Genomic DNA, 23,772 nt, shown 5'->3' with positions numbered 1-23,772 from the left:
GTGCCACCTTTCCTCGACAAAGTTCATCAAAGTTGTGCCCAACGCTAACGGGGCCATGCTTGGCAACGAACCCGGCGCGCCGGTTAACAACCCATGAATTGCCTGAATAATGCGTGCTTTAGCGGATCCGGCCCGCGGCGGCGAGACGCTCCACCGCCGTCGTCGGGTAATCCTCGGCATTAAGAGCGACGAAGTGGTGGTCACGCCATTCACCGTTGATATGGAGGTTGCGGCGCATGAACCCTTCCTCCCGGTATCCGCAGGATCGAAGCACTCGGCCCGATGCTGGGTTATAGGGCAGGTACGTCGCGGTGACGCGGTGCATGCCAACGCGGTGGATGGCGTGGTCGGTGCCGAGAGCACAGGCTGCAGTTGCGACGCCGCGGCCCATGTACGGCGAAAACACCCAGTAGCCGATCCAGCACTCCCCCACGGCCCCGTGCTGAATGTTGCCCAACGTGACCTGACCGGCGAACTCACGGTTCACCTCGATGACCATGGGCACCACTGTGCCGTCGTAGGCCAGACGCCGAAGGTTCAGCCAGTTGTTGCGCCAGGAGGCGTGGGAGTGCGCCTCCCACCAGGTGCCGTGTGTGGTGGGCTCGACGGGTTTGAGCCACGATTCATCATGCAGGCGCATGTGGCTCCAGGCTTCGCCGTCGGAGCTTGCCAGCGGCCGCAGCTGCACGCTGGCACCGTCGCGAATGCGCACCGCTGGCGTGGTTTCGGGCCAGCCTGGAGTCGGTGCGCGGAAAGGAGCGATGAAACGGTCGAGCATTAACGCACGCTATGACCGTTGTTGTAAGAACTCGACATCGACGATCTCGCCCGGACGCACCTGAGTCACGCCTTCAGGCAGTCGAATCATCGCGTTGGCTTCGGCGAAACCTGCGAGCAGGTGCGCCGGTGCCCCGCCTACCCCGCCGAGGCTTTCTACCAGGTAGTCCCCGGTGTCAGCGTCGCGCATGAGGCGAGCTCGGACGTACCCGCGGCGCCCGCCGATGGAGTCAATCGCCCGCAGCGAACGTGCGCGCACCGCGCGTCGACCGGTCGCCTTCTTCCCCAGCGACTCGCGGATCACTGGACGGATAATCGTTTCTGCGATGATCAACGCCGAAACCGCGTTCGACGGCAGCAAAAAGGCCGGGATGCGCTCGTCGCCCAAGAGTCCGAACCCTTGGACGGAGCCGGGGTGCATAGCCACTCGCGTGGTATCCACCTCACCGAGTTCGCGGAGCACATCCTGCACGGCGTCCGAACCTGAGCCGCCCACCGCGCCGGTAATGATGACCAGTTCGCTGCGCGAAACGTGGCCAGCGATCACCTCAGCGAGGCGGCGCGGTTCCGCGTTGATGATGCCCACGCGGTTGACATCGGCACCGGCTTCTTCGGCGACTGCCGCTACCACGTAGGAAGCTACGTCGTAGACCTGGCCCAATCCGGGGTCACGTTCGACGTCGACAAGTTCGAGCCCGTAGCTCATGACCGTCACGCGCGGGCGCGGGTAGACCAGCACTTTGTCCCGCCCGGTGGCGGCGACGAGGCCGATCTGTGCGGGGCCGAGCACAGCCCCTTGACGCACTGCGATGTCTCCGGGCTGAATGTCATCCCCCGGACGGCGAACGAAGTCACCGGAGCCAACTGGACGCGTCGGCGTCATGCGTTTGCGCCCGCGGTCCGACCACTCAAGTGGCAGCACAGCATCGGCCAACGTAGGCAGCGGCGCGCCGGTGGCCACGCGAACTGCCTGCTTCGGTTGGAGGCGGAGCGGCTTTTGCGAACCTGCGGCTACCTCGCCTACCACCGGCAGAGTGTGGTCCCGCGAGGCCGAAGGGGTTTCAGCACCGCCCTCGTCGTCGCGCGGCTCCGGCCGGCGCAACCCTGCGGAACCGCCGACATCCACGGCACGCACCGCGTACCCGTCGACAGCAGCTTGGTGGAAACCAGGAAGCGACTTTGTCGCGGCGATCTCCTCGGCACACATCAGTCCGAGCGCATCAGAAATCCCGACGCGGACCGGTTCCGGTGTCACCGCCGCATCGATCACTATCTCAAGCTGCTCGTCAACGCTGCGCATTGGGTCGTGGTTTCTCGCTTAACCCTGCTGCCCCCGCTCGAGCACCTCCGGGTGCTCCGCCTCAAATTCAGCGAGGATTTCCTTGAGTGCCGGGTAGAGGGCAGGTCCGTACTTCTCATCACGAAGGCCGAAGTCGACGTTTGCCGGGATGTAACCACCAGGGTTACCCAGGTCGTGGCGCTTGCCGCGGTGCACCACCACGTGCACTGGATGCCCCTCCTGGATCATCAGCTCGATAGCGTCAGTGAGCTGCAGCTCGCCGCCCTTGCCCGGCTCGATGCGCCCCAGGGCGTCAAAGACCGCGCGGTCCAGCAGGTAGCGACCGGTTGCGACGAGGGTGGACGGCGCTTCTTCCTTGGCAGGCTTTTCCACCATGCCGCGGACCTTTTTCACCTCAACGCCCTCAATATCGCGCTCAGCGTCTTCGACGTCGAACACGCCGTAGTTGTACACCTCATCCGGGGTGACGTTGAATGCGCACAGCACGGAGCCGCCGAACTCCTCGCGCACGCGCACCATCTTGTCCATCACACCGATTGGCAGCACCAAATCGTCTGGCAGCATGACGGCCACGGCGTCTTCCTCGGCGTCAAGCGCAGGCTCAGCACAGCCAACCGCATGGCCCAAACCAAGCGGCGACTCCTGGGTCACCGCGACAGCGTCAATCAGCTCGTTGGCGCGGCTGACTTTCTCCGCCTGTTCCTCCTTACCGCGGTTGAGTAGCCGCTTTTGCAGCACATTGAACTCACCGAAGTGGTCCATGATTTCCTGCTTCTGTGGAGCCACCACGATGACCAGGCGCTCCGCCCCCAAATCAGCAGCCTCTTCCGCGATCAGCTCAATGCCCGGAGTGTCCACAACTGGAAGCAGTTCCTTCGGAACCGTCTTGGTCGCCGGCAAGAACCGAGTACCCATTCCTGCCGCGGGTACGACCACCGTCCGCACACCGCCATGCGCCGCCTGCTGAGACTCCTCTTTAGAATTCCGCATGGGCATGGAGTCTACCCGTGATTGAGGCTTCTCCGCTTTCCGACCCGACCAGAAAGGTATACCGGTGGCCATACAACGGAGCAAACCAGGAACCGAAAAAGACCAGCTCCGACGCGAGGTCGCCGAGGGCAGAAGCTCCCTGAAACGCATGCCTGAGCGCAAGGCCCAACTGGACGCCGAAATTGTGACGTATTCCATCGCCGCAATGACGCACTTTGGCGCTTTGAACCAGCCGATCGCAGCGTATAACCCCCTGCCTTCCGAGCCGGGCCCCGCGGACTACGCGGCCCGCCTCAACGCCCACGCTCAAAGCGTTTGGTTGCCGATTTCGCTGGCAGACGGGGTCCTCGCGTGGGCCTCGACACCCCAAGACGGGCAGGCGGAGCGCCAAGGCGCGCTCGGCATCACCGAGCCGCAAGGGCCCCGCTTCAACTCGAATGTGCTGCGCGCGTGCGCGCTGGTGATCGCGCCGGCAATGGCCGTCGATAAGCATGGCCTGCGACTTGGCAAAGGCGCAGGCTACTACGACCGAGCGTTGGCGGGGCTGGATGTGCCCGTGGCCGCGGTGGTATATGACACAGAGTTTGTCGCTGCCGTGCCGCACGAAGCGCATGACGCGCCCATCGATGCGGTGATCACCCCCTCGGGGTTTTTCCCGCTCTAGGGAACGGCGGCGGCTCGGCGCGCGTCTAATCCTTATGAACCTCGCCCGTTTTGACGCCCTCCTGCACCCCGGACATCACCGAAGCACAGTCATACGGCGGGTGCTCGCCTTTGTGCTCGTGGTGGTTGCGGGGTTGAGCATGCTTATCGACGCCCACCGGGCTGCCCCTTCAGTGCTCATCTTTGCCCGGCCCGTGGCAGCCGGGGCGGTGCTCACCGAAGAGGATCTGACAACCACTCGCCTTCCCAGCAACGTGGTGCCCGCGAACGCGATTCAAGAAAGCGAGTTGGCGACAGGCCAGATCCTCGCTGCCGGTGCATCGGCTGGTGAGGTGGTCACCACCACCCGGCTTGTTGGCCCCGACCTGATTGCGCAGCTAGTTGCCGAGGAGCCGCCCGGCGAGGACTTCACCATGGTGCCGTTGCCGCTCGCGGAGCCGGACATCGTGCCCATGCTGCACCACGGCGCACGGGTCGATGTGATTGGCCACGGCCCCGCAGTGATCGCTGAGGGCGGGCGAATCGTCACCGTGGGAGAGGAAGGCACGGTATTGGTGCTGCTGCGAAAGACGCATGCTGCGACCGTTGCTGCCGCATCGTTGGTCGACCCGCTTACGGTGGTGCTCAGCGGCGGCGGGTACTCCGCGATTCCGCAGTCGAAGTAGGCGCGGTAGCTGGGTTATTCACCGTGGTGGGGTGGGCGTTCGTGCTCGTAGAATTCCCGGTCGCTCAGCAGCTCGGGCGCGTTGTCATCAAGTTCGACGACGCGCTCGTCGTCAGACGTTGTATCGGCTGACTGCAGGGGCACGTCAGCCGTGCGGTCGTAGTCCACATCCGCGGTCCGCTTGGCGCGGCGGCGTGCTCGAGCCATCCGTCTAGCTGACGCTGTGTTCGTCGAGCTCACTGATCAGGTGCGAGATCAGCGGACCGATGGTTGCGATGCCGTCGCGGATCGCCTGGCGGCTCGGCGCGAGGTTCACCACAACGGTAGAACCCGAAACGCCGCAGATCCCACGCGAGGTGCAGGCATCGACCGCACCGCAGGCCTGACCGGAGGAGCGGAGGGCCTGACTGACCCCGGGCACCATTTTGTCAATCACGGCGCGCGTCGCTTCTGGTGTCTTGTCGCGCGGGCCAACACCAGTGCCACCGATTGTCAACACCAGATCAACGCCGCCGACAACACCGGTCTCAATCGCTTTGCGGATCTCCGACTTCTTCGACTTCGTGTGCACAACGGCATCAACCTCGAGGCCGATTTCGGTTAATAACTCAGCGACCATCGAGTGCGTGTTGTCGTCGGGACTGTCGAAGCGACGGTCGCCGACTAAGACCACAAGCGCGCAGGGTGCGGGCCGAGAGCCAGTTTCAAGTTCCGCGGCGCGGAGAAACTCCTCATCCGGTTCTAAGAAATCCAGCGAGTCTTGCGCGGTAGTCATAGATTTTCCACCTTTACCTCTGCTGCTCATCTGACGAAGCTACGCATCGCACTTTACTCGGAACTTAACGTCACCTCTACCGTTCTGAGTTCGCCGTCGGTACCGCGCACCTCGAGGGTCACCGTCTCGCCGAAATCGCGCGAACGCGTTGCCGCGATCAATGCGTCTGCGGACTCGATCGGGCGGTCATTCAGCCGGATAATCGTTTCGCCTTGTTTCAGCCCGGCCTGCTCCGCGGGGCTTCCCGGTTGCACGTCGGCGATGACGGCACCTTCTGATGCGTCTCCCATCACATTGACCTGCACACCCAGCATCGGTTGCTTCGCCTCGCCGGTTTCGATGAGCTGGTTGGCGACTCGCTGGGCGAAGTTCGACGGAATCGCAAAGCCGAGACCGATCGAGCCTCCGCCCTGTCCACCTGGACCACCCGACGACAACGACGCGATGACCGAGTTCATGCCTACGAGACGACCTTGCATGTCGACCAATGGGCCGCCCGAGTTACCGGGGTTAATCGCTGCGTCCGTCTGGATGCCGTCCATAAGCGAGCTCTCTCCCCCACCCTGGCCCGCACGAACGGGACGGTTGAGGGCGGAAACGATGCCGCTTGTCACGGTTGCGGAAAGCCCAAGGGGCGAGCCGATAGCGACGACCTGCTGGCCCACTCTGAGGTCATTCGAATTGCCGAACTCCAAAGTCGGCAGGTTTTCCACGCCGTCAATCTTGATAACGCCGATGTCAGTATTCACATCGGATGCGACATAGGTCGCTGGGTGCCGGGAACCGTCATTCAAGGTGACGGTGATTTCGCCGTGGTTGTCCGCAGCAGACTCGATGACGTGGTGGTTCGTCAGCACGTACCCGTCAGAAGAGACGATGGAGCCGGACCCCTCAGCTGCGGAACGCTGACCGATCACCTCGATGGAGACAACCGCCGGCAACACCGCGGCAGCGACCTTTTCGACGGAGCCGTCTGGAGCTTCTTCCACCAAGTCGGTCACCGGCTGGTTCAAGCTGTTCTGGAAATCGCGCGGCTCCGGGGTAGCGTTGGAACCCGCGAGATAGCCCGCGCCTCCGCCAACGAGGAGCGAGGTCACTGTTGCCACCGCAATCGCCGCACCGACGCCAGAGCGTCGCTTCGGCTGCGAGGCAGGGTTTGACTGAGGTTCGTTCAACGCTGGTTGCACACCAGCGTTCGAGGTAGATGGCTCGTAGGAGGAGTTCTGGTTTGGCTCGTACGGGCCTTGAGGAGGATATGCGTTACTCACCCCACCATGATGCCCGATGCGTCTGTGACTGCACTAACGAAGAAAAACTTTCCTGCCAAAGATTCTCCAGCCGCACCCTGGGCACCGGCTGTGAAAGAGCTTGATGGCGGGAAGCGTTACAGGTCTACGCTTGCGTCCGGCACCTCAGCAGCGGAGTCAACCCCTCCGGCCAGCTCCAGATCGGACGGGACGCGGCCGGGGAAGACAACGCGGAAGCGTGCGCCGCCGTCGTCGGATTCTTCTACGAAGACCTTTGCCTTGTGGCGTTCGAGGACCTGGTGGGTAATTGCAAGACCCAGACCAGAACCCGGCGTCGAGCGGGTTTCCGTCGCGCGGTAGAAGCGCTGGAACACTTTGTCACGCTCCTCCGGCGGGATACCCGGGCCGGAATCATCAACGATGAGCACTGCGCGCCGCGTCGCGGCACGCAGTGAAATGCGCACAGTGCCACCTGGCGGCGACCACTTCAACGCGTTATCGATGATGTTGAGCGGGGCACGCACCATGGCCGCACGATCTCCTCGCATGATCCACGGGTCGGCGCGGTATCGGAACTGCACGTCAGGACGGCGGCGCCGGCCACGCTCCAGGGCTTCCTCGATGACCTCATCCAAGCGGAACTCTTCCGACACGGTGCCAGGCGCGTCTTCCCTCGCCAGATCGACAAGGTCCGTGATCAGAGAAGACATCTCTTCCATTTGGGCAATCACGTCGTGCTGCAGGTCGGCCAGATCTTCTTGCGAGATCTGGTCCTGGCGCCCCGAGGAGTACAGCATGTTCAGCAATTCGATGTTGGTGCGCATCGAGGTCAGTGGCGTTTTCAGTTCGTGGCCGGCATCGGCAACCAGCTGCGCCTGACGTGTGCGGGAATCTTGAATGGTGCGCAGCATGTCGTTGTATGACGCGCTGACCTGCGCCCATTCGTCGTCCCCATCGACTGGCAGCATGCGCAGCTTTCCCGTGCGCGTGACCCCTTCGGCCGCCCGCTGGAGGCGTTGGAGGGGTCGCAGGCCTGCGGCAACGACGAGGTTGCCCAATCCCCACGCCAACAGCGCCCCAAGCCCGGAAATGATGAGCAATCCCGCCCCGAGGCTGCCCACCAGTTGTCCATAAGGATCGATCATCTGGGAAAGCGCGACGTACTCGCCTTCTTGTGAACGACGCACCACTACGCGCTCCGAACCCAAGGTGCGGGTGGACAGCTCGTCGCCGTTTGACAGCGGCGCGAACTCCCCACCGACCGGGACCGGATCGCCGTAGAAACCCTCGGACCCTGCGGGCGAAACCGCAATGCGCACGAAGGGGTTATGGGTCTTGAACCGCCACACTTCTTGGCGGATCGCGTCCGGGTCGGCCAATCCGTCCTCGCGCAGCTCAGTCATCTCCACAAACGCTTTGGAGCTCAGCTCGCTATCCAACCTGCTCAAGCGCGCAGACGAAACCGCCCACGTGCCCACCGTAAAGGTCAGCAACACGGTGACCACCACCATTGCACCCGCCAAGAACGCTAACTGCTGGCGGGTGGTCAGTCCCAGCCCAAAGAAACTCGCCGGGTGGAACTCAGCGTCCGCGTTGTCACTACTATTGTCTAGCCTCGCGTGTTTGTCGCGGGTGTAGTTTTCTGCGGACTGTCGGAGGATCACGGAGCGTTCTCCCGCAGGACGTAACCAACACCGCGCACGGTGTGGATCAGCCTTGACTCACCTTCGGCCTCGGTCTTGCGCCGCAGGTAGCCGATGTAGACCTCGAGTGCGTTGCCAGACGTCGGGAAGTCGTAGCCCCAGACCTCCTCGAGGATCTGCTGCCGGGTAAGCACGCGGCGTGCGTTGTTCATCAAAAGAAGCAGCAGTGCGAACTCGGTTCGGGTCAACGTGATCTGGCGGCCAGCGCGGGTGACCTCGCGGGTCTCCGGATTCATCGTCAAATCCCCGAACGTTAGCGCCGCACGTTCAATGGTCTCCTCCGACGTTGGGGTCTCCCGGGTGCGACGCAGCAGTGAGCGAACGCGGGCGAGCAACTCCTCGAGCGCGAACGGCTTCGGTAGGTAGTCGTCGGCACCGGCATCCAAACCGGCCACTCGATCCGCAACATCATCGCGCGCGGTGAGCATCAGGATCGGGGTGTGATCCCCTTCCTCACGCAGCACTCGACACACGCCGAGGCCATCGAGCTTCGGCATCATCACATCAAGAATCGTCAGATCCGGGCGCTGCTCACGGATTAATTGAAGAGCTTCCTCGCCGTCCTCCGCGAGTAACACATCGTAGCCGTTGAACCGCAACGACCGCTTCAGTGATTCGCGGACGGCTTGCTCGTCATCCACAACCAAAATTTTCATGTGATAAATCTTAACGTATAGCAAACTCAAATTGCGCTTGATTACCCAATTGAGCCGTAAATTGACCAGAAAAAACCGGACCTACCAAACGCGTTGGGAGATCCGGCGCGCCGAGTTCAGTTTAGAACTGCTCGACATCGATCAGGCCAGCCTTTGCCGCCTTGACCAACCGGCGCGGGATGCGCACTTCCTGGCCGTCAATCTTGACGGTCGTCAGCTCCGGATTGTCAGCCTTCCACTGCGAACGACGCATGCGGGTGTTTGCACGGGACTTACGAAACTTCGGGGTTGCCATCGTTGTACCTCCTTACAGGGTGCGCTTAGTTGGACTTCTTCTTGCGGCGAGCCATGCCACCGAAACGCTGGTTGAACTTCTCCACGCGGCCAGCAGTGTCCATGAGACGCTGGGCGCCGGTCCAGAACGGGTGCGACTCGGAAGTCACGTCAACGACGACGAGCGGGTACTCGTTGCCGTCTTCCCACTGGTCAGTGCGGTCGGAGGTCAGGGTGGAACGCGTCAGGAACTTGTGCCCCGTGTTTGCGTCCTGGAAGATCACCGGGTGGTAATCCGGGTGAATGTCATTCCTCATTGTTGGATTCGTCTCCCTCAGGGTTGAACATCAGGTCGATTCCGTAGGCGTACGGCCGTGCCTGAGTTGGGTGCGAAATTGGACTCGCAAAAGCTTACAGCTCAGGCGCCCATTCTCATAATTGGGCGGTTCGCTTATCGACGAGTCCCCCGTCCACCTTTGTCCACCCGCGACACTCCGGTAAACCGCTTTGGTTTCGCACTTAATCCGCGCGTCAGATAAGTTCTTCACCCGATCCACGTCAACTAGGCCTGTATTTAGGAGAGCACATGCTTCAAGGATTCAAAGATTTCATCATGCGCGGCAACGTCATCGATTTGGCTGTCGGTGTCGTCATCGGTTCGGCATTCACCGCCGTTGTCACCGCGTTCTCGGACAACATCATCAACCCGCTGATCTCCGCGGTCGGCGGCGCAGACTTCTCCCCCTTAGGCATCCACGTCCTTCCTGGCAATGAGGCCACCTTCATCGACTTCGGCGCACTGATCACCGCCTTCATCAACTTCCTGCTCATCGCCGCAGTTGTCTACTTCATCATCGTTGCGCCGATGAACAAGCTTGACGAGGCACAGAAGCGCCGCAAGGGCATCGACCCGGAGGTTGAGGACCCGACCGAGACCGAGCTGCTCACTGAGATCCGTGACCTGCTCGCCGGCCAGCCTGGCCAGCCCGGCCAGGCGACTCGTACACCCAATGCATAACGGTCTCCACCGGCCCCCGCGGAAACTTTCGTAGCTAGAACACACTGAGCCCGATAAGCACCGCACAGAGGCCGATGTAGATCAGCGTGACCCTCAACCATTGCAACTCACCGTCAGTGACCCGGGCCGCGCCAAGGCCGAAGTCGTAAAACACGATTGATGCCAATAGATTCTGCAGGATGTAGCACGTCACAGCCATCCTGCCCACAGCCGCCAAGGCGCTGCCCGCAGCGCCGAGGCGGTTGTTGCGTTTCACGTAGAAACCAGCAATCAACGCCAGGACCCCAAAAGCAACAATGGTGGAGCTGAGGTACCGGGTGAAGACACCGGAGGACCCGCTTGCGAAAAGCCGCAACCCCCAATCAAGTGGAAGCCCGATGCCGAGACCGACCCGTGCAATCTTGCGTCGTAAAGCAACCTGCTCTGGCTGGAACAAGCCGGCGCGGTAGAGGCGCGCGGCGAGGGTGAAGATGCCGACACCCATCATGACCATGAGCAGCTAAAGCAGGATTCCGCCGAGGATCTCCTTGCAGCATGAGCGCCAGTCTTCCATCACCCTGCGCTGCACGGGAACCATCTGCACCGGTGCGGTGGAAAATGCTCGTGGGCGGGCATTGCGGAACGCGATCAGCGATTAGGAATCCGCGCGGCAAAGCTGTAAGGTTGTCACTCGCTGTTGTCGAAGAACACGTAAACGCCTGCGTCAACCGATTACACCTGCACCGATGCGTTTTCCAATGCATCCTTTCGGTGCCCTCCTCACAACGTGATCAGTGCGTGGGCGGCAGAAGTAAAGGAAGTAACCAATGTCGGCACATTGCCAGGTCACGGGGAAGCAGCCGTCGTTCGGCAAAACCGTGTCCCACTCGCACCGCCGCCACTCGCGCCGTTGGAACCCCAACGTGCAGAAGCGGAAGTTCTACCTGCCCTCCGAGGGCCGCACGATTACCCTGAACGTTTCCACGAAGGGTCTCAAGATCATCGACCGCGACGGCATCGAGTCCGTCGTGGCACAGATCCGCGCACGAGGTGAGAAGATCTAATGGCACGTAACGATATCCGTCCGATCATCAAGCTCAAGTCCACCGCTGGCACGGGCTTCACCTACGTCACCCGCAAGAACAAGCGCAACAACCCGGACCGTATTTCGCTGAAGAAGTACGACCCGATTGTGCGCAAGCACGTCGAATTCCGCGAGGAGCGATAATCCATGGCGAAAAAGTCCAAGATTGCGAAGAATGAACAGCGCAAGGAGATCGTCGCTCGCTACGCAGAACGCCGTAACGAGCTGAAGGCGATCATCCGCAACCCGGAGACTTCCGACGAGGATCGTCTCGACGCTCAGTTCGAGCTCAACCGTCAGCCGCGCGACGCCTCCCCGGTGCGCGTGCGCAACCGTGACTCTCGTGACGGCCGCCCCCGCGGCTACCTCCGCAAGTTCGGTGTTTCCCGTGTCCGTATGCGCGAGATGGCTCACCGTGGTGAGCTGCCTGGCGTCCGTAAGTCTTCGTGGTAAGGAGGACAACTACCAATGAAGCGCAACAACCAGCGTAAGCCGCGCATGGAGCAGTCCCGCCGCCCGAAGAAGAACCCGCTGAAGGCAAAGGGCATCGAAACCGTCGATTACAAAGACATCGAGACCCTGCGACTGTTCATCTCTGACCGTCACAAGATCCGCTCCCGTCGCGTGACCGGCCTGACCCCGCAGCAGCAGCGTCAGGTGGCCACCGCCGTGAAGAACGCGCGCGAGATGGCTCTTCTGCCGTTCACCAGCCGCTAAGAATCGGTTGACAACAGCGTAAGCATCTTCGATCCACCCGTTCTCCCCTGTTTCGCCAGGGTTGAGGACGGGTGTTTTCGTGTCTAGAGTTGTCGTTCGATCTTGAAGCCACGAATGGAGATGAGGCGCATATGGCAGGAACGGTCGGCCGCCCGCGCAAGCAGAGTCCCCGACGGCGCGGTAGCACCGCCCGCGAGGAGATCCTTGACGCCTCGTCCGAGCTGTTCACCCGCCACGGTTTTGCGACTACTTCGACGCACCAGATCGCGGAAGCCGTCGGCATGCGACAAGCTTCGCTGTACTACCACTTCCCTTCAAAGAACGACATCTTCATGACGTTGCTGATGAGCACGATTCAGCCCGCGTTGGATCTCGCGTCCGATCTTGCAGAGTCGGACGAGTCACCGGCGCTCAAACTCTGGGCGCTTGTCGCGGCCGAGACCCGTATCTTGCTCAGCTCGAACTGGAACATCGGAAGGCTTTATCAGCTCCCGGTGCTCACCAACGATGAGTTCGCCGAGTACCACGCGGCCCGCGCCCAGCTCGAGGGCATTTACCGCGACCTCGCCGCACAGATCGTCGGTGAAGACGATCCCCGCATCGAGCTGCCGTTCCATATGACGCTCGCGGCCATCGAGATGCGCGATAACACTGGCATCGCGCCCTATCCGCTTGTCGACGACGCACTCCCCGCGCCGTCGGTCACCATTGCTGATGCGGTGCTCGACGTGCTTCACGCCGACATTCCACAGCGACGCGGTGAACGGACACTGGAGCTAGTATCCCGGGTGAGCGCGGAAATGCCGACGAGTTAGTTCACGACCAGCACTCTGCGACGGGAAGAGACTGCGCTTGCGTCGCAAGCGTGGTCGCAGCGTGCGTGAGCATCGCCTGGCCGGTCGCGTAGGCTCCGTCCGCGGGGAAAGCGCTGAGTGCCGCCGGGGCAAAGGTGCCGTCGTGACGCGGTATGAGTCCGAACTGGCGAACCTGGTAGCTACCCGCTTCGTCCGGCCCCCACCCGCCTTTGAAGCGTGCCCCTTCGACGGCCCCAAGCCCGTACGACTGGCTCGGGTCAACGCGCCCCATCATCTCCAACACCGGGTCCGCGCCTTCGAGGCAAGCGAACCTGCTCGCGAGCACAGCCTCATCCGAAACACTAAGCGCCGTCTGGCCGAACGAGCTGAAGCCGGGACGCAGCACAACGTCATTGACTGGGGTGCCCACCCCGGCTTCTTTGAGCACCGTGTTCACGGCCTCAGCTCCGCTGGCCGCGAACAAGCGCTCCGCTGCTTCGTTGTCGGAGACCGTGATCGCCAGTCCGGCGTCGACAAGCTGATGTGGTTGCGTGCGCAGCGCGGCAATAGCTATCGGCACCTTGACGGTGGTAGACCATGCCGGGCTCGCGTCTTGGAAGCCTGCTGCGATCGCACCCTGTGAACTGGCGGTCGCGATGCCGAGTTTCCCGCCAAACGTTAACTCAACGTCTGCGATCACGGATTCAAGCGCAGCAAGTGCGCCGGCCTCTTCCCCACCCTGCGGCTGCGCCGTGTCTGGAGACGCCGTCACGTTCACGGAAGCAGAAAATTGCGACTGCGTGGTTGCAGTAGCTGGCCCAGGGAGGTCCTCGACGCGTAACGGCAGCGTGCAGCCGTGAGCAAAGATCAATACTCCCGCAAGGCCAAATCCAGCGGCCACAGTGTGGAGTCGACCTACCAAATCTTCACCCGGGCGTTGTTGCCGCCGGAGCAGTACACAACCTCGTCACCGCCGCACGTCATGGCGTAGCTATTACCCGTCACCGGGCTGTACGCAGACACGCTCACATCTGTCCGACCTTCTCGCTGGGAAACCTCCTGGAACGCCTTGAATACCTCTGCGGCAAACTGTTGCGACGTGACATCAGTGTCGGGTGCGAAGTTAGAGTAATCACGTACCGGAGGTTTCTCTGTGGTGGTCACCGTCTCCGGCCCAGGGCTTGCCGAAGTCGCGGGACTGTCAGTAGACGGTGCGTACGTTGGCTCTTCGATCTCACCCTTCGAGGATCCGAAAAACCCACTGCCGAAGAAGTAGATCAGCAGGCCGACAAGCACGGCGAGCAGCAGCACGAGAGTCGCCACAAGCCACGCGTTGGTGCCGCCTTTCTCCTCCTCGTAGTAAGCCGGGCCGAAGAAGGCGTCATCGCCGCTGGAGTAGCTGGGCGACTGGTCCCAGCTACTTTCGCCGTAGGGGTGTGTCATGCTCGCACCTTAACGCACTGCCCCAGCTACTGCGCTCAGCAGCGCGACGTGGGCAATTGTGGAGTAAGCTTCGCCAGTCCGTCGGCAAGCTCATCGAGCATGCGGTAGCTGCCCACGTACCCGTCCGGGCTATACGCCGTGATCGCAACCGCAACGTCTCCATCCGGCCCTGGAATCAACCCGAATTGGCGAGCAACGTGGCCGTCTTCGTGGAAATTCCAACCGCCCTTGAACCGTGCCCCCTCAATGCGCCCAAGACCCCAGCGCTGCTCAGGCACGATCCGGCCCATCATGTCCAGCACGGGCTCATGCCCTTCAACGCAGCGCAGGCCGGAAGCGAACTGTGCCTGGTCTGAGGTTGTCCACTGCGTGCCCATCCGCCATCCGGCCGAGTTGGTCGTGCGTGAGCCTGCCTGCGCGATGACATCGGCAACCGCGGTGGCAGGAACAACCTCCTCCATCCGCCATGTTGCCTCGTTGTCGGAGCGCGTCACCGCTGCTTCCGCGTCCGGGTAGAGACCCGCATCCTGGCGCAAGGCCGCAATCGCCAACGGCACCTTCATCGTCGAAAATGCAAGCACCGGCCGGTCATCGCCAGCGGTGTACTGCCCGTGCACGCCAGCGACCGAGATCGCGACGCTGCCCGAGTGGCGCGCGCCCACCTCGGCAACCAACTGATCCAGGACCGCCTGGTTCGCGCGGTGATCGTTGCCACCAGGATAAGACGGACCTGCCGCGTCGGGTTCTGGTAGCGCCGGAGGCAGAATCTGCGCGCGGACGTTGGGCGAGATGCGCCCCTGGATCTCCTTGGGCAGCTGGTAGTAGGCCTGCGCGATTGCAGGGCCGAGCACTGGGACGTCGTACAACGCGGGCATCGCCGGCCACACCAGGCCAGCGGCGAGCAGCGCGGCAGCTATGCGGGAAGACATAGGCTTGCTCTTTAAACCCTTAGTGGGCGAAGTGACGGGTGCCGGTGAGGTACATAGTCACGCCGGCCTCCTCGGCCGCGGCGATGACCTCTTCGTCGCGGATCGAGCCACCCGGCTGCACGACAGCCTTCACACCGGAATCAGCGAGAATTTGGAAACCGTCAGCGAAGGGGAAGAACGCGTCCGAAGCGGCGACAGCGCCGTTGGTGCGGTTCTTGCCGTCGTCAAGCGTGTTCGCGCGGTCCACTGCCAGTTTCGCGGAGTCGACGCGGTTGACTTGGCCCATGCCGATGCCCACCGACGCTCCGTCGGCGGCGATGAGGATAGCGTTGGACTTCACGCAGCGCACCGAGCGCCACGCGAACTCGAGATCGGCCAATGTCTCCGCGCCGACTGCGTCGCCCGCAGCGAGCGTCCAGTTCTCGGCGTTGTCGCCCTCCGCCTGGTAGATGTCGCGGTCCTGGATCAGGTAGCCACCCGAGATCTGCTTGTGCTCTTCACCGTCGCGCTCGGGTTTCTCCGCAGTCAGGATGCGCAGATTCTTTTTCTCCTGCAGCTTTTCCAAAGCCGCCGGCTCGTAGCCCGGCGCGATGATGACCTCGGTAAAGATCGGCGCGATTTGCTCCGCCAGCTCGAGGGTCACCTCGCGATTGCAGGCGATCACGCCCCCGTAAGCGGATACCGGGTCACACGCGTGGGCCTTCTTGTGCGCGTCGGCGATTGAGGTGTCGGACACGGCTAGGCCGCAGGGATTGGCGTGTTTGATAATGGCCACGCATGCCCGCTCATGGTCCCAGGCAGCGCGCCACGCTGCGTCGGCATCCTGGTAGTTGTTGTAGCTCATTTCCTTGCCGCCGTGCTGGGTCGCAGCAGCCAGACCGGTGCCAAACGACACGAGTCGGGCCGACTGGTGGGGGTTCTCCCCGTAGCGCAGGCTGGTCGTCTCCCCGCTCGTGGCTCCTGTGCGCCCCAACTGCTCGTTGAACCAGGCGGACACCGCGGCGTCGTAGTGCGCGGTGTGTTCGAATGCCGCGGCCGCTAGCTCCCGACGCTGCTCTTCGTCGAACCCGCCATTCTGTACCGCTGCGATCACATCCGCGTAGCGCTCCGGGTTGACGACCACTGCGACGGAGGGGTGATTCTTCGCTGCAGCTCGCACCATGGATGGCCCGCCGATGTCGATCTGCTCGACACACTCGTCGAAGGAGGCACCGGAGGCCACGGTCTCCTGGAACGGGTAAAGATTCACGACGACAAGCTGGAACGCCTCGATGCCCAGTTCCTCGAGCTGGCGGACGTGGTCATCTTTGCGCAGGTCGGCCAGGATGCCTGAGTGAACCCGCGGGTGCAACGTCTTCACGCGCCCATCGAGCACCTCAGGGAAACCAGTGAGCTCTGCGACCTCGGTGACCTTCACCCCGGCATCAGCGATGCGCTTCGCGGTCGATCCGGTCGAGACAATCTCAACGCCCGCGTCCCCCAGCGTGCGTGCGAGCTTCTCGAGCCCGGTCTTGTCGTACACGCTGATAAGCGCGCGCTTGATCTCGATGCCCATTTAAAAGGTCACCTTTCCATTGTCCAATCGTGCCGAGGCGAGCAACCCAACAATTTGCTCGCGCTCAGCCTGCTTGATGCGTTCGTGAAGTGTGTCCTTCGTGTCGCCGTCTTCAACGCGGATGGCACGTTGCGCAATGATCTCGCCCGTATCTACCCCCGCGTCAACGAAGTGCACGGTGCAGCCAGTGACCTTTACACCATAAGCCAGCGCATCACCGACCGCGTCCGCACCGGGAAATGCCGGGAGTAACGACGGATGCGTGTTCACTGTCTTGCCCTGGAACCGGTCCAGAAACGCCTGCCCCAGGATCCGCATGAACCCCGCGGAGACCACCAGGTCCGGGTTTCCAGCAGCGACTGCCTGGGCGAGTTTCTCGTCCCACGCGCCGCGGTCTGCCCCCAAAGCAACGACGCGCGTAGGCACACCGACGCGTTCGGCCCGTTCGAGCGCCGGGCACGGTTTATCCGCGACCACGAGTGCGACGCGGTACGCCTCGGATTGGTTATCAAGAATCGCTTGCAACAGCGTGCCGGATCCAGAAACCAGCACGGTGATCAAAGTAGTCACAGCAGTCGAGTTTAGACCTGGCCGTCTTCGCCGCCGTCTTCGCCGCTGTCTTCGCCAGCAGAACGCGCCCGAGCGAGAGAAACCAGCCACGCGATCAGGCCGGGCAACGCGGTCCAGAGGAACAGCAAGACCGCGAATGTCCACGGGTTGGGGCCGACATGACCGTAGGCACCCGCAGTGCCGCTTGCATAGCTTGCCACCACAAGGCCCAGGACTGCCGCCCAAGTGGCGGTGGCGGCGACGTCGATAAGCGAAAAGCTCCTGGTAAGAGCAAACCGCAAGACGACTGCGACCGGGATGAGCATGAGTGCAGTCACCCAGACGGGCGCGCTGGCCGGCACGGCCGCGAAGATTGGCAACGGCGGCAGTGCTACGGAGGTGGCATCGAAAAGGCTTACCGTCGCTCCTGCGTATTCGAACGTGCCGCCTAGGAGCACTGCAAGCGTTGCCACGGCCGCGTTCGGAAGGTAGCCGAGGCACAGCAGCGTGAGCGCGAGTCCCCCGGACCAACCGAGGTTCGGATATGCACCGACCACCTCAGCGATGTGGCGGTAGTTCAGTGCGAGCAATACCAGGTACACCACGGCTGCGGCGAGCACGAGATCCCGCATGACGCGTAGCGCGGCACCAGCAGTGATGACAGTTTCAGGTGGGATTCCGGAGCGTTTCGCGATGACCCGCCAAACGACAGGACTGATGCCGAGCGCAAAGCCGGCGAGGTGCAGGCCGAGCGGCATGAGGATCGCGGCCGCTGGATGGGGCGGAGCAATCGCAAAGACATGGGACGCATCCGCGACCATGAACAGGGAGACCACACTTAGCACGAGCGACGTCACCGTCACGAGGACAAAGATGGCTCCGAGGTCCAACACGCTGACGCGAGTCTTCGTTGCGGCGCGGATGCGGGAGGCGACAAGCGCAACGATCCCCACGGCGGGTAGCAGCGGCACGAGCGACAACTCGACTCCGTCGATGCGCAGCGGCACGCCGTGCAACGTGAGCCAGGACTGCCCGATTGCGGCGGGCAGGTATTTCATGCCCCAATCTGAGAGCAAGATCACTGCGAAGCAGGTAACGCCGGTAGCGAGGGCGAGCACAGCGAGCGGCGCAACTGCGGACGGCACGTATTGCTTCAGACGCTGCGCCCAGGTTTCGGGCGCTTTCGGTTCAGGCTTCTCCCGTTGTTGCCCGGTCACGAGCCCTTTTACCGGCCTCCGGCGACGGGAGGCGGTAGGGCGCGTGCTCTGTGTGTTACTCATCCCCGCTTACTTTGCCATTACATAAGGCACTGATTGGATAGGGACACTCGTCCGCATATGGGGGCAACCGACGGTAACGCGTGTGACTAAAGTGGCTCAAGTAACGACGTAACGGAAATTCAGAGAAAAACGACGTACTTTGTTCGCGAACTGGGTTGCTCCACCGAAACCGATTCGTTACAGTAGCAACGTCAAGATAACGAGATGGTTACGGATGAGCACGAGCGGTTTAAACGTAACCTAAGGATCTGCGCAAAGAGGGTATATGTACAACTCGTCTCGTAAAGGTGGTAAGCACCGCAAGCAGTCCCCGAACAAGGGCCGCGTTGCCATGGTGGCAGTTACCACCGGCGCGGTCTCGACTGCAGGTTTCTCCGGTGCCGCCGCAGGCGAACTGACCACCAACAAGACGGCGGAAGCCAACCTCGACTTTGAGCTCGCCGCTGACTCTGAGGAGCTGCTCGACGTTGTCGATACCGCAGCTGAAGGCGTGATCGAAGAGGCCGCCCCGCAGATCCTCACGATCACCGAGTACAAGCCGGTCGAAGACCTGTCCAATCAGCTGGTGAAGGCCGTCGAGCACTCCGCCGAGGTCGCGGCAGCCGACCTGCAGGCCCGCATGCCGAACGTGGTCAAGCCGGCCGAAGGCGCTTTCACCTCCGGCTTCGGCCCGCGCTGGGGCGCATTCCACTCCGGCGTCGACATCGCCAACGCGAACGGCACCCCGATCCTCGCAGTCATGGACGGCACCGTGATCGATTCTGGCCCCGCCCAGGGCTACGGCAACTGGATCCGCATCAAGCACGATGACGGCTCACTCTCCATCTACGGCCACATGGAGAGCCTTGATGTGGTCGCCGGCCAGCGCGTGACCGCGGGCCAGAAGATCGCCGGAATGGGCAACATGGGCTTCTCCACCGGCACCCACCTCCACTTTGAGATCCACCCGGACGGCAACACTCCCGTGGATCCGGCCGCATGGTTTGCCGAGCGAGGCATCTCCCTCTAACCCTCGCGCGCAATCGCCTTAACTAGCGCAGAGCAACGCACCCGCCACCCTCAAGGTGGCGGGTTTTTCGCGCTCGGGCAACCCCGGTTTTACCCCCGAACAATAATCACATTCGTAACAATCTTCACACCAGTAACATTTCGTTGACCTGCGCATTTCTTTGGCGTTTGAAACACTCTTTCGACAAACATGCACGTCAACGCATTGTCAAAGGAATGTAACGGCGTTACATTCTACGGCGGTATCACCCACCGAACGTAAAGGTTTCGCTCCACCATGAACCGTCGTCTGCTTTCCACCGCTCTCGCAGCGGTGCTAGTACTAACTGCCGCAGCCGCCCCGCACGCTGGTGCTGTCACCCTCCACGTCAACGGAGTTCCCACCGACAACGGCCAGCAAACGCTCAAGGCCCTGGCCGACGCAGCAAACACGATCGTGACTTCCGGTGCCACCCTGAGCTACGCCGGATATTCGGTAGTGTACGACCCTCGTTCACTGGGTGATGAGGTAGCAGAGGCATTCGCACCTGAGTTGCCCGAAAACTGGGTTTCCTCCCAGGAGGGCAGCACTTCTGACGGCCGCAAAGTTGTCACACCCACTGAGGGCACATTTACCTCTGGCTTCGGCTCGCGTTGGGGAACGCTGCACAACGGCATCGACATCGCGAATTCGATTGGCACCCCGATCTACGCTGTGATGGACGGAACCGTCATTAACGCGGGTCCCGCCCAGGGTTTCGGCAACTGGGTCGTCATTCGACACGATGACGGCGAGGTCTCCGTCTACGGCCACATGCGCGACTACAACGTCAGCGTCGGCCAGCGTGTCTCCGCCGGCGAGCAGATCGCCAAGATCGGCAACGAAGGCCAGTCCACCGGCCCGCACCTGCACTTCGAAATCAAGCCGGATGGAGTCACCCAGGCTGATCCAGTGGCGTGGTTCAACGCCCGAGGCATCTCGATTCCGAGCTAAAGCTTCTCCATTGGCACGCCACCGATCAGCATGAGACGGACCGTGCCAGAAGAACCGAAGTCCACCGTTACCGTCTCACGCACACCGGTACCTTCTACGGTGAGCACCGTGCCGAGGCCGTACTTCGCGTGGTTGACGCGATCACCAACGGCCAGTTCGAGGTTCTTATTCACTTTCATATCGCCCGCAATACCGCGCCGTGTACGTTTCGCCCGTGCGGGAACGGAAGCAGGTGTGCCCCACGCGCTCGAGTTGAACTCCGGCTCAGGTGCCACCCTCCGCCAGTCGACGAGGTCCTCCGGGACCTCAGCGAGGAAGCGACTGGCGGGATTAGTTACCGGAGCGCCCCACGAAGCGCGCAGGATCGCGCGCGTGAGGTACAGCCGCTCGCGGGCGCGGGTGATGCCCACATATGCCAAACGGCGCTCCTCGGCAAGTTCCTCCGGATCGCCGAGCGAGCGCAGGTGGGGAAACTGCCCGTCTTCCCAGCCTGTAACAAACACCACCGGAAACTCCAGGCCCTTTGCGGTGTGCAGCGTCATCATCGTGACCACACCCTGATCATTGTCCGGCAGCTGATCCGCGTCAGCGACTAGCGAAACCTTCTCTAAGAAGGCCTGAAGTGATCCTGGGGCGGGTTCCCCCTCTTCCATTGCTGCGTCAAGGTCTTCCTGCGTCATGTATGCGAGCTGGTTGGCCGCCTCCGAGGAGAATTCGCGCGCGACGGAAACAAGCTCGTTGAGGTTGTCGAGACGCGCAGCATCTTGAGGATCGTTCGATGCCTCGAGCTCCGATTTGTACCCGGTGGCATCTAGAATTCGCGCTACCAGCTGGCCGAGGTCCGGCATGCCGGTGACCTCGTTGACCATCTGCGGCATTTCCTCACGGATACCCTCCATCATTTGCACGAACCCGGAGATGGCGTTGGTTGAGCGGGAGTTGAGCATGTCGACGTTGCCCAACGAAGCGTCGATAAGCGAGCGGCCAAAGCTCTGACCGTGATTGTCGGCGTGGAGTGCAACCATCGCCTGGGCTTTGTCTCCGATGGCGCGCTTGGGCACGTTGACGATGCGCCGCAGACTCACCGTGTCATCCGGATTATCTAGCACCTTGAGGTACGCAACGATATCGCGGATCTCTCGCCGTTCGTAGAAGCGGGTGCCGCCAACGACCTTGTACGGGATGCCGGAACGGATGAAGATGTCCTCCATCGCACGAGAGGCGTTGTTGGTGCGGTACATGATCGCGATATCGGAGTACCGCACGCCCTGGTCGGTCAGTGCGTCGATCTCGGCGGCGATGAAGCGTGCCTCATCGTGCTCATTGTCGGCGACGTAGCCCACAATCTTCTCGCCCGACCCGTGATCCGTCCAGAGCTTCTTCGGGCGACGGTCAACGTTTTGGGCAATCACCGAATTCGCAGCACTGAGGATGTTCTGCGTCGAACGGTAGTTCTGCTCCAGCACGATCGTGGTGGCATTTGGGTAGTCGCGCTCAAACTCCTCGATATTGCGGATGGTCGCGCCACGGAACGCATAAATGGACTGGTCGGAGTCGCCCACGACGGCGAGCTCTGGCGCGTCTGGCCCATCGCCTACCAGGGTGTGAATCAGCTCGTACTGGGCATGGTTCGTGTCCTGATACTCGTCCACCAGCACATGGCGGAAGCGGCGACGGTAGTAGTCGGTGACCTGCGGGTGCATCTTGAAAATGCGCACCACCTCACCAATGAGGTCGTCAAAGTCGAGAGCGTTGGACTGACGCAACCGGCGTTGATATTCCGCATAGACCTTCGCCACCGTGGTCTCGAACGGGTTGTGGGTCCGCTCCGCCTCTGGGAGCGCCTGCTCAGGGCCGATGAGCTCGTTCTTGAGGTTTGAGATCGCGTTGGCGAGCGTGCGGGGCGTGAACTTCTTCAGATCGAGGTTAAAGTCCTTCGCGATCATGCCGAGCAAGCGGCGAGAATCATCCGCGTCGTAGATAGTGAAGTTGGTGTTCAACCCCGGCACGAGCTGGGCCTGCTGGCGCAAGATGCGCACGCACACCGAGTGGAACGTTGCCACCCACATGCGCTCAGCTGTTTGCCCGACTAACGCCGCAACGCGCTCGCGCATCTCAGCCGCGGCCTTATTGGTAAACGTGATCGCGAGAATCTGCCAGGGTGCCACTCCCCTGTCTTGCAGCAAGTGCGCAATGCGGCGGGTGAGCACCGCAGTTTTGCCCGAGCCCGCACCCGCGACGATGAGCAGCGGGCCACCTTCGTGCACTACGGCGGCCTGCTGCTGCGGGTTCAGCCCCAGCGTCAGATCGGTCTGATTGCTCATGGGCTAAACCCTACCCACCGCCTCCAACACGACTCGTGCGGGTGTTCGAACTCCGGGAGACGCACCGCGGTAATCTTTCGAACCATGCCTGCAAGCGCCCTCGGTACCGGTTTTGCGATGGGACTCGGACTCATCGCCGCAATCGGAGCGCAGAATGCGTTCGTGCTCCGCCAAGGTATTCGGCGCGAGTTCATTGTGCCGGTCGTTGCGATCTGCATCGTGTCCGACGCGACCTTAATCATGGCTGGCTATTTCGGCCTCGGGGCGTTTCTGAGCCAGCAGCCCAAGTTGATCACCGCGATGAAATGGCTCGGCGCCGCATACCTCGTTTACATCGGGCTTCAGTCTCTCCGGAACCTTCGCAACTCAGCGTCTCTCGAGGTCTCTACACCGGACCAGGCGAATGGGCACGCGGACGCGACGACGCTACACAACGTCGCGGTGACCGCACTCTCTCACCTGGGCGAATCCGCACGTCTACCTGGACACCGTTATTTTGCTGGGCAGCGTTGCGCACCAGCACGGGGATCACGGTTTTTTTCTTCGGTGCCCTGTTGGGCTCCATCGTGTGGTTCTCAGGTCTCGGGTTCGGTGCCTACCAGCTCGCTCCCCTACTCTCCTCTCCCCGAGCCTGGCGGATCATCGAGGTTCTGGTGGCCATTACTATGTTCATCATGGCTGGGATGCTGGTCACGTCGTCTATCTAGGGGGGGAAAGCAACAGGTCGGCGCTGGCGGTCAGGCATAATCATTTCCCATGAGCGAGCTTGAGATCCGCATGCCCTCCGGTACCGACGACCCGTTGTCCGACGCGGAGATCCAGGAGTACCGCAAGGAGATTGATCGGCTAGATCGGGTCATCCTGGACGCAGTGAAGCGCCGCACCGAGATCTCGCAGGCCATTGGCAAAACCCGCATGGGGTCCGGAGGCACCAAGCTCGTGCACACCCGCGAGGTGGCGATTATTAACCAGTTCCGCGACGAGCTCGGCGAAGAAGGGCCAGGGCTAGCGCAGATTCTTCTGCGCCTCGGCCGCGGCAAACTGGGGTAACGGGACTGAAACCGCGAGAGC

30 protein-coding genes and 1 pseudogene are annotated in these 23,772 nt (G+C 62.1%); 13 read left to right on the top strand and 18 right to left on the bottom strand.

Features of this window, described 5'->3' with window-relative positions:
- Positions 1-118: 118 nt before the first annotated feature.
- From CGLAUT_RS03695 to CGLAUT_RS03685, 3 genes are read right to left on the bottom strand one after another with little or no spacing between them, the layout of a single operon-like run.
- Positions 119-778 (bottom strand): GNAT family N-acetyltransferase, encoded by a 660-nt coding sequence (locus CGLAUT_RS03695; protein ID WP_095659540.1) that lies wholly within the window; start codon positions 776-778, stop codon positions 119-121.
- Between the two features lie 9 nt (positions 779-787).
- A complete protein-coding gene (glp, locus tag CGLAUT_RS03690; RefSeq protein WP_095659539.1) occupies positions 788-2,077 on the bottom strand; it encodes a molybdotransferase-like divisome protein Glp in 1,290 nt (429 codons plus the stop codon).
- 18 nt (positions 2,078-2,095) lie between these two features.
- Complete coding sequence (locus CGLAUT_RS03685) at positions 2,096-3,067, bottom strand: UTP--glucose-1-phosphate uridylyltransferase (RefSeq protein ID WP_290186379.1); 972 nt, start codon at positions 3,065-3,067, stop codon at positions 2,096-2,098.
- A 64-nt stretch (positions 3,068-3,131) separates the two neighbouring features.
- Between CGLAUT_RS03685 and CGLAUT_RS03680 the strand changes: the two genes are divergently transcribed.
- Together CGLAUT_RS03680 and CGLAUT_RS03675 are read left to right on the top strand one after the other, a co-directional pair.
- Positions 3,132-3,731: a 5-formyltetrahydrofolate cyclo-ligase gene (locus tag CGLAUT_RS03680; protein WP_343898681.1), complete on the top strand. Its 600-nt coding sequence runs from the start codon at positions 3,132-3,134 to the stop codon at positions 3,729-3,731.
- 34 nt (positions 3,732-3,765) lie between these two features.
- On the top strand, positions 3,766-4,395 hold the full coding sequence (locus tag CGLAUT_RS03675) for an SAF domain-containing protein (protein WP_290186376.1): 630 nt from the start codon (positions 3,766-3,768) through the stop codon (positions 4,393-4,395).
- Positions 4,396-4,409: 14 nt separating this feature from the next.
- Here the strand turns inward: CGLAUT_RS03675 and CGLAUT_RS03670 are convergent, their stop codons facing one another.
- The 7 genes from CGLAUT_RS03670 to CGLAUT_RS03640 form a co-directional block, all read right to left on the bottom strand.
- Positions 4,410-4,601 carry a hypothetical protein gene (locus CGLAUT_RS03670; RefSeq protein WP_095659535.1) on the bottom strand — a complete coding sequence of 64 codons (192 nt, stop codon included), beginning with the start codon at positions 4,599-4,601 and terminating at the stop codon, positions 4,410-4,412.
- Positions 4,602-4,605: 4 nt separating this feature from the next.
- The gene (locus tag CGLAUT_RS03665; protein ID WP_290186373.1) at positions 4,606-5,169 is read right to left on the bottom strand and encodes a MogA/MoaB family molybdenum cofactor biosynthesis protein; all 564 of its coding nucleotides are present in this window, start codon (positions 5,167-5,169) and stop codon (positions 4,606-4,608) included.
- 53 nt (positions 5,170-5,222) lie between these two features.
- Positions 5,223-6,356: a S1C family serine protease gene (locus tag CGLAUT_RS03660; RefSeq protein ID WP_290186999.1), complete on the bottom strand. Its 1,134-nt coding sequence runs from the start codon at positions 6,354-6,356 to the stop codon at positions 5,223-5,225.
- A gap of 197 nt (positions 6,357-6,553) precedes the next feature.
- Positions 6,554-8,080: a sensor histidine kinase gene (locus CGLAUT_RS03655; RefSeq protein WP_095659532.1), complete on the bottom strand. Its 1,527-nt coding sequence runs from the start codon at positions 8,078-8,080 to the stop codon at positions 6,554-6,556.
- A complete protein-coding gene (locus CGLAUT_RS03650; protein ID WP_095659531.1) occupies positions 8,077-8,775 on the bottom strand; it encodes a response regulator transcription factor in 699 nt (232 codons plus the stop codon). The genes CGLAUT_RS03655 and CGLAUT_RS03650 overlap by 4 nt, the downstream gene beginning before the upstream one ends.
- Positions 8,776-8,896: 121 nt before the next feature.
- Positions 8,897-9,070, bottom strand: a complete 174-nt coding sequence (gene rpmF, locus CGLAUT_RS03645; RefSeq protein WP_095659530.1) for a 50S ribosomal protein L32 — start codon at positions 9,068-9,070, stop codon at positions 8,897-8,899.
- 25 nt (positions 9,071-9,095) lie between these two features.
- The gene (locus CGLAUT_RS03640) at positions 9,096-9,365 is read right to left on the bottom strand and encodes a type B 50S ribosomal protein L31 (protein ID WP_095659529.1); all 270 of its coding nucleotides are present in this window, start codon (positions 9,363-9,365) and stop codon (positions 9,096-9,098) included.
- A gap of 269 nt (positions 9,366-9,634) precedes the next feature.
- Between CGLAUT_RS03640 and mscL the strand changes: the two genes are divergently transcribed.
- The gene (mscL, locus tag CGLAUT_RS03635) at positions 9,635-10,066 is read left to right on the top strand and encodes a large-conductance mechanosensitive channel protein MscL (RefSeq protein WP_095659528.1); all 432 of its coding nucleotides are present in this window, start codon (positions 9,635-9,637) and stop codon (positions 10,064-10,066) included.
- Between the two features lie 34 nt (positions 10,067-10,100).
- On the opposite strand, the gene CGLAUT_RS03630 is transcribed toward mscL, so the two are convergent.
- Positions 10,101-10,559, bottom strand: coding sequence for a DUF418 domain-containing protein (locus CGLAUT_RS03630; protein ID WP_095659527.1), 459 nt, complete (start codon positions 10,557-10,559; stop codon positions 10,101-10,103).
- A 313-nt stretch (positions 10,560-10,872) separates the two neighbouring features.
- Between CGLAUT_RS03630 and rpmB the strand changes: the two genes are divergently transcribed.
- The 5 genes from rpmB to CGLAUT_RS03605 all read left to right on the top strand — a co-directional run bounded on the left by rpmB (position 10,873) and on the right by CGLAUT_RS03605 (position 12,661).
- Positions 10,873-11,109 (top strand): 50S ribosomal protein L28, encoded by a 237-nt coding sequence (rpmB, locus tag CGLAUT_RS03625; RefSeq protein ID WP_095659526.1) that lies wholly within the window; start codon positions 10,873-10,875, stop codon positions 11,107-11,109.
- Entirely contained in the window at positions 11,109-11,273 is a 165-nt protein-coding gene (gene rpmG, locus CGLAUT_RS03620; protein ID WP_095659525.1) for a 50S ribosomal protein L33, read from the top strand. Before rpmB ends, rpmG begins: the two co-directional genes overlap by 1 nt.
- A gap of 3 nt (positions 11,274-11,276) precedes the next feature.
- Positions 11,277-11,582 carry a 30S ribosomal protein S14 gene (gene rpsN / locus CGLAUT_RS03615; protein WP_066530427.1) on the top strand — a complete coding sequence of 102 codons (306 nt, stop codon included), beginning with the start codon at positions 11,277-11,279 and terminating at the stop codon, positions 11,580-11,582.
- A 15-nt stretch (positions 11,583-11,597) separates the two neighbouring features.
- Entirely contained in the window at positions 11,598-11,846 is a 249-nt protein-coding gene (rpsR, locus tag CGLAUT_RS03610) for a 30S ribosomal protein S18 (protein ID WP_095659524.1), read from the top strand.
- Between the two features lie 131 nt (positions 11,847-11,977).
- The gene (locus CGLAUT_RS03605; RefSeq protein ID WP_095659523.1) at positions 11,978-12,661 is read left to right on the top strand and encodes a TetR/AcrR family transcriptional regulator; all 684 of its coding nucleotides are present in this window, start codon (positions 11,978-11,980) and stop codon (positions 12,659-12,661) included.
- Position 12,662: 1 nt separating this feature from the next.
- Here CGLAUT_RS03605 and CGLAUT_RS03600 read toward each other — a convergent pair whose 3' ends face one another.
- The 6 genes from CGLAUT_RS03600 to CGLAUT_RS03575 are packed head-to-tail and all read right to left on the bottom strand — an operon-like array spanning position 12,663 to position 18,333.
- Positions 12,663-13,541: a serine hydrolase gene (locus tag CGLAUT_RS03600; RefSeq protein ID WP_290186349.1), complete on the bottom strand. Its 879-nt coding sequence runs from the start codon at positions 13,539-13,541 to the stop codon at positions 12,663-12,665.
- Between the two features lie 14 nt (positions 13,542-13,555).
- The gene (locus tag CGLAUT_RS03595) at positions 13,556-14,083 is read right to left on the bottom strand and encodes a hypothetical protein (protein WP_290186348.1); all 528 of its coding nucleotides are present in this window, start codon (positions 14,081-14,083) and stop codon (positions 13,556-13,558) included.
- 35 nt (positions 14,084-14,118) lie between these two features.
- Positions 14,119-15,012, bottom strand: coding sequence for a serine hydrolase (locus CGLAUT_RS03590; RefSeq protein ID WP_290186346.1), 894 nt, complete (start codon positions 15,010-15,012; stop codon positions 14,119-14,121).
- Between the two features lie 19 nt (positions 15,013-15,031).
- The gene (gene purH / locus CGLAUT_RS03585) at positions 15,032-16,567 is read right to left on the bottom strand and encodes a bifunctional phosphoribosylaminoimidazolecarboxamide formyltransferase/IMP cyclohydrolase (protein WP_290186345.1); all 1,536 of its coding nucleotides are present in this window, start codon (positions 16,565-16,567) and stop codon (positions 15,032-15,034) included.
- Positions 16,568-17,137, bottom strand: a complete 570-nt coding sequence (gene purN / locus CGLAUT_RS03580; protein WP_290186343.1) for a phosphoribosylglycinamide formyltransferase — start codon at positions 17,135-17,137, stop codon at positions 16,568-16,570.
- Between the two features lie 11 nt (positions 17,138-17,148).
- Positions 17,149-18,333, bottom strand: a complete 1,185-nt coding sequence (locus CGLAUT_RS03575; protein WP_290186342.1) for a cell division protein PerM — start codon at positions 18,331-18,333, stop codon at positions 17,149-17,151.
- Positions 18,334-18,661: 328 nt separating this feature from the next.
- Here CGLAUT_RS03575 and CGLAUT_RS03570 point away from each other — a divergent pair, with 328 nt between their 5' ends.
- Entirely contained in the window at positions 18,662-19,405 is a 744-nt protein-coding gene (locus tag CGLAUT_RS03570; protein ID WP_095659517.1) for a M23 family metallopeptidase, read from the top strand.
- 276 nt (positions 19,406-19,681) lie between these two features.
- Positions 19,682-20,377 carry a M23 family metallopeptidase gene (locus tag CGLAUT_RS03565; protein ID WP_290186341.1) on the top strand — a complete coding sequence of 232 codons (696 nt, stop codon included), beginning with the start codon at positions 19,682-19,684 and terminating at the stop codon, positions 20,375-20,377.
- Here the strand turns inward: CGLAUT_RS03565 and pcrA are convergent.
- Complete coding sequence (pcrA, locus tag CGLAUT_RS03560; RefSeq protein WP_095659515.1) at positions 20,374-22,701, bottom strand: DNA helicase PcrA; 2,328 nt, start codon at positions 22,699-22,701, stop codon at positions 20,374-20,376. The genes CGLAUT_RS03565 and pcrA overlap by 4 nt on opposite strands.
- A gap of 84 nt (positions 22,702-22,785) precedes the next feature.
- Here pcrA and CGLAUT_RS03555 point away from each other — a divergent pair.
- From CGLAUT_RS03555 to CGLAUT_RS03545, 3 genes and pseudogenes are all read left to right on the top strand, one after another.
- Positions 22,786-23,037: pseudogene (locus tag CGLAUT_RS03555) on the top strand (LysE/ArgO family amino acid transporter); the annotation flags it as partial.
- Between the two features lie 230 nt (positions 23,038-23,267).
- Complete coding sequence (locus CGLAUT_RS03550) at positions 23,268-23,408, top strand: LysE family transporter (protein ID WP_290186338.1); 141 nt, start codon at positions 23,268-23,270, stop codon at positions 23,406-23,408.
- 49 nt (positions 23,409-23,457) lie between these two features.
- Positions 23,458-23,751: a chorismate mutase gene (locus CGLAUT_RS03545; protein WP_095659513.1), complete on the top strand. Its 294-nt coding sequence runs from the start codon at positions 23,458-23,460 to the stop codon at positions 23,749-23,751.
- Positions 23,752-23,772: the final 21 nt, after the last annotated feature.

The sequence above is a fragment of the Corynebacterium glaucum genome (assembly GCF_030408855.1).
Taxonomy (GTDB): domain Bacteria; phylum Actinomycetota; class Actinomycetes; order Mycobacteriales; family Mycobacteriaceae; genus Corynebacterium; species Corynebacterium glaucum.
The sequence above is the reverse complement of the archived record's forward strand: the minus strand, read 5'-3'. Positions and strand labels throughout refer to the sequence as shown.

Coding starts and splice junctions, on each gene's coding strand:
- CGLAUT_RS03695 (WP_095659540.1), bottom strand. CDS start 778: ATGCTCGACCGTTTCATCGCTCCTTTCCGCGCACCGACTCCAGGCTGG.
- glp (WP_095659539.1), bottom strand. CDS start 2,077: ATGCGCAGCGTTGACGAGCAGCTTGAGATAGTGATCGATGCGGCGGTG.
- CGLAUT_RS03685 (WP_290186379.1), bottom strand. CDS start 3,067: ATGCGGAATTCTAAAGAGGAGTCTCAGCAGGCGGCGCATGGCGGTGTG.
- CGLAUT_RS03675 (WP_290186376.1), top strand. CDS start 3,766: ATGAACCTCGCCCGTTTTGACGCCCTCCTGCACCCCGGACATCACCGA.
- CGLAUT_RS03670 (WP_095659535.1), bottom strand. CDS start 4,601: ATGGCTCGAGCACGCCGCCGCGCCAAGCGGACCGCGGATGTGGACTAC.
- CGLAUT_RS03665 (WP_290186373.1), bottom strand. CDS start 5,169: ATGACTACCGCGCAAGACTCGCTGGATTTCTTAGAACCGGATGAGGAG.
- CGLAUT_RS03650 (WP_095659531.1), bottom strand. CDS start 8,775: ATGAAAATTTTGGTTGTGGATGACGAGCAAGCCGTCCGCGAATCACTG.
- rpmF (WP_095659530.1), bottom strand. CDS start 9,070: ATGGCAACCCCGAAGTTTCGTAAGTCCCGTGCAAACACCCGCATGCGT.
- CGLAUT_RS03640 (WP_095659529.1), bottom strand. CDS start 9,365: ATGAGGAATGACATTCACCCGGATTACCACCCGGTGATCTTCCAGGAC.
- mscL (WP_095659528.1), top strand. CDS start 9,635: ATGCTTCAAGGATTCAAAGATTTCATCATGCGCGGCAACGTCATCGAT.
- CGLAUT_RS03630 (WP_095659527.1), bottom strand. CDS start 10,559: ATGGTCATGATGGGTGTCGGCATCTTCACCCTCGCCGCGCGCCTCTAC.
- rpmB (WP_095659526.1), top strand. CDS start 10,873: ATGTCGGCACATTGCCAGGTCACGGGGAAGCAGCCGTCGTTCGGCAAA.
- rpmG (WP_095659525.1), top strand. CDS start 11,109: ATGGCACGTAACGATATCCGTCCGATCATCAAGCTCAAGTCCACCGCT.
- rpsN (WP_066530427.1), top strand. CDS start 11,277: ATGGCGAAAAAGTCCAAGATTGCGAAGAATGAACAGCGCAAGGAGATC.
- rpsR (WP_095659524.1), top strand. CDS start 11,598: ATGAAGCGCAACAACCAGCGTAAGCCGCGCATGGAGCAGTCCCGCCGC.
- CGLAUT_RS03605 (WP_095659523.1), top strand. CDS start 11,978: ATGGCAGGAACGGTCGGCCGCCCGCGCAAGCAGAGTCCCCGACGGCGC.
- CGLAUT_RS03595 (WP_290186348.1), bottom strand. CDS start 14,083: ATGACACACCCCTACGGCGAAAGTAGCTGGGACCAGTCGCCCAGCTAC.
- CGLAUT_RS03590 (WP_290186346.1), bottom strand. CDS start 15,012: ATGTCTTCCCGCATAGCTGCCGCGCTGCTCGCCGCTGGCCTGGTGTGG.
- purH (WP_290186345.1), bottom strand. CDS start 16,567: ATGGGCATCGAGATCAAGCGCGCGCTTATCAGCGTGTACGACAAGACC.
- CGLAUT_RS03570 (WP_095659517.1), top strand. CDS start 18,662: ATGTACAACTCGTCTCGTAAAGGTGGTAAGCACCGCAAGCAGTCCCCG.
- CGLAUT_RS03565 (WP_290186341.1), top strand. CDS start 19,682: ATGAACCGTCGTCTGCTTTCCACCGCTCTCGCAGCGGTGCTAGTACTA.
- pcrA (WP_095659515.1), bottom strand. CDS start 22,701: ATGAGCAATCAGACCGATCTGACGCTGGGGCTGAACCCGCAGCAGCAG.
- CGLAUT_RS03545 (WP_095659513.1), top strand. CDS start 23,458: ATGAGCGAGCTTGAGATCCGCATGCCCTCCGGTACCGACGACCCGTTG.